This is a genomic window from Streptomyces sp. NPDC002669 (genome assembly GCF_042889165.1).
Taxonomy (GTDB): domain Bacteria; phylum Actinomycetota; class Actinomycetes; order Streptomycetales; family Streptomycetaceae; genus Streptomyces.
The window spans coordinates 1-2,455 of record NZ_JBIAQQ010000074.1; the positions used below are offsets into that span (position 1 = coordinate 1).

The following is a 2,455-nucleotide window of genomic DNA, read 5'->3' on the forward strand; positions in this document are numbered from 1 at the left end:
ACATACAACTCACCCGCAACACCCGGAGCCACCAACCCCAACGCACCATCCAGCACATACACCCGCGTGTTCCACACCGCACGACCGATCGGCGGGACGGACGGGGAGCCGTCGGCGGAGAGCGGGTCGCTCATGGTGGCGCAGACGGTGGTCTCCGTCGGGCCGTAGGCGTTGATCATCCGGCGGTCCCGCGACCACCGTTCGACGAGCGTCGGGGAGCACGCCTCGCCGGCCACGGTCAGCACCATGCCCGGCGGCAGGCCGTCCTCGTCCAGCGCGGCGAGGGCGGCGGGCGGGATGGTGGCGTGGGTGACCCGCCGGCGGTGGGTCAGCTCGGTGAGGGACCGGCCCGGCAGCAGCCGGTCGGCCGGCGCCAGGACGAGCGTCGAGCCGGACAGCAGGGCCAGGCACAGTTCGGAGAAGGCCGCGTCGAAACTCGGCGAGGCGAACTGGAGGATCCGGCTCCCCTCGGGCACGGCGAACCGCTCGATCTGGCTGCCCGCGAGGTTGGCCACCCCCCGGTGGGTCACCAGCACGCCCTTGGGGTTGCCGGTGGAGCCGGAGGTGTAGATGACGTACGCCGGGCTGTCCAGGGTCAGCGGGGCGTGCCGGTCCGCGGCCGTGGGGCTGTGGCCGGGGCGCTCGGGGGCGATGTCGCCGCCGAGGACCAGGGCGGCCGTGCCGGTGCCGATCTCCGGCAGCCGGTGGGCGGTGTCCCGGTCGACCAGCAGCAGCGCGGGCCGGGCGTCGCCGATCACGTACGCGATCCGCTCGGCCGGGTACTCCGGGTCGATGGGCAGGAAGGCGCCGCCCGCCTTGGAGACGGCGAGGACGGCCACCACCTGGTCGATGGAGCGGGGCAGCAGCAGACCCACCACGGACTCGGGGCCGATGTTCCGCGCGATGAGCAGGTGGGCGAGGTGGTTGGCCCGCTCGTCCAGCTCGGCGTAGGTGAGCTCGGTCGAGGGTCCCTCCGTCTCGTCGTACACCACGGCCGTGGCGTCCGGCGTACGGGCCGCCTGCGCCTGGAACAGCTCGGGGAAGACGTCGAACCGCACGTCACGGATGGTGCTGTCCCACTCGGTCCGCAGCCGTTCCGTCTCCTCGGCGGTGATGACGCCGACCCGGCCGACCGGCCGCTCGGGCTCCGTCACGATCAGTTCGAGCAGTCCGCGCAGCCGGGCCCCGAGCAGTTCCGCCTCGGCCGCGGTGAACGCGTCCGGCCGGTGGTCGAAGCGCAGCTCGAGGCGGGTGCCGGGGACGACGGCCAGCGAGAGCGGGTAGTGCGCCGCATCCCTGACCCGGGCGTCGACGGCGCGCAGACCGGTGCCGGGCAGGTCGAGGACGCCCGGGTCCAGCGGGTAGTTCTCGAAGACCAGCAGGGTGTCGAAGAGTTCGCCGAGTCCGGTCGACGCGGTGACCTCGGAGAGGCCGACGTGCTGGTGCTCCATGAGACCGGCCTGTTCGTCCTGCAGCCGGGCGAGCAGGTCCGCCAGCGGCTCGGCCGGGTTCAGGACCAGGCGTACGGGCAGGGTGTTGCTGAACAGGCCCACCATGCCCTCGGCCCCCGGCAGGTCGGCGGGGCGGCCGGAGACGGTGGCGCCGAAGACGACGTCGTCGCGGCCGGTGAGCCGGGCCAGCAGCAGGGCCCACGCCCCCTGGAGGAGCGTGTTCACGGTGAGTCCGCGCGACCTCGCCCAGGCGTGCAGGGTCGCGGTGAGGTCCTCGGACAGCCGGACGGAGTGCCGTTCCGGTGTCGTCGGCAGCTCCCCGGACCCGGCGGGCGCGAGCAGGGTGGGCTCGTCGAGTCCGGCCAGGGCCTCGCGCCATGCCGCATCGGCCGCGGCGCGGTCCTGCCGGGAGAGCCACTCCAGGTGGTCGCGGAACTGCGGGGGCTCGGGCAGCGTGAAGCCCTCGCCCCGGTGCGCGTACAGCTCGAACAGTTCGCGTACGGCGATGGGCACCGACCAGCCGTCCCACAGGAGGTGGTGGTTGGTCAGCACGAGCCGGTGACGGCGGTCGCCGAGCCGGATGACGGTGAGACGCAGGAGCGGCGGGGCGGCGGGGTCGAAGCGGCGGGCCCGGTCCTCGTCGAGGACCCGGGCGGCCTCCGCCTCGCGGTCGGCCTCGTCGAACCCGGTCAGGTCGACGTCCTGCCACGGCACCTCCGCGGAGGCGGGGATCACCTGGACCGGACGGCCGGATTCCTGGTGGACGAAGGCCGCCCGCAGGTTGGGCCGGCGCTCCAGCAGGGTCCGGGCCGCGGCGCGCATGGCCGTGGCGTCGAAGTCGCCCTCCAGGTCGAAGACGAGCTGGATGGCGTAGAGGTCGGGGGCGTCGGACTCACCGCCGTAGACGGTGTGGAAGTGGAGTCCTTCCTGGAGCGGGGAGAGCGGGAGGACGTCGACGAGCCCCGGATACGCACTCTCCAGCGCCTCGATCTCGCCCTGCGACA

At 73.6% G+C, this 2,455-nt stretch carries 1 protein-coding gene; it reads right to left on the minus strand.

The window, feature by feature from the left end; translation table 11 throughout:
* On the minus strand, positions 1-2,455 hold a 2,455-nt coding region (locus ACFYW1_RS38955), incomplete at both ends, for a condensation domain-containing protein (RefSeq protein WP_389004570.1).